The sequence below is a fragment of the Micromonospora sp. ALFpr18c genome, assembly GCF_008868155.1.
In the GTDB taxonomy this organism is placed as follows: domain Bacteria; phylum Actinomycetota; class Actinomycetes; order Mycobacteriales; family Micromonosporaceae; genus Micromonospora.
Map to the genome: position 1 here is coordinate 1 of NZ_WBKR01000455.1, position 673 is coordinate 673.

The window sequence follows — 673 nt, forward strand, 5'->3', positions numbered from 1 at the left end:
CCGCAACGCCCGATCCGACGCCCACTGTCGCCGCCCGCCAGCCGGCACCTCAGGAATCTGCTTCTTCCCGCGCCCCATCGCAAACCTCCGTGATCAAGGTGTTGCGACGATCAGTTGAATTCGCCCTGGACTCCCCTGTCCGAGTGATGGACCAGTTTGCGCAGGTCAGCGCCTTGATGTTCGCGGCGCCAGATCGCCATCTTCAGCGCGTCGAGAGCCAGATCCGTATAGAGACTCGTGGACACCTGCCAGCCGACGATCATGCGGGAGTACACGTCGAGGACGAACGCGGCGTACACCCAGCCCACACTGGTACGCACGTAGGTCAGATCCGCGACCCACAGCTGGTTCGGATGTTCTGCGGTGAAGTCCCGTTTGACCAGGTCAGCAGGCCGTCCGGTCTCAGCCGCCGGTCGGGTCGTGTGCGGCGACTTGTCGCGCAACAGCCCGCGTAGCCCAGACTCGCGCATCAGCCGCTCGACGGTGCACCGGGCTACCCCGATGTCCTGGCGGTGCAGCTCGTGCCAGATCTTGCGGGCCCCGTAAACGCCGTAGTTCTCCGCGTGGACCTGCTCGATCACCGCGGTCAGCTCCTCGTCGCGCCGGGAGCGTGCGCTGGCGGGGCGGGTCGTGGCGGCGTAGTAGGTCGACGGTGCGATCGCTGCGGGCGTGT

The 673-nt window shown here is 66.4% G+C and carries 1 protein-coding gene; it reads right to left on the minus strand.

Annotated features, from left to right (window positions below; all coding sequences use genetic code 11):
• Positions 1 to 110 precede the first annotated feature (110 nt).
• Positions 111 to 673, minus strand: a 563-nt coding sequence (locus tag F8271_RS31670) for an IS3 family transposase (RefSeq protein ID WP_151493429.1), incomplete at its 5' end; no start/stop codon positions are given.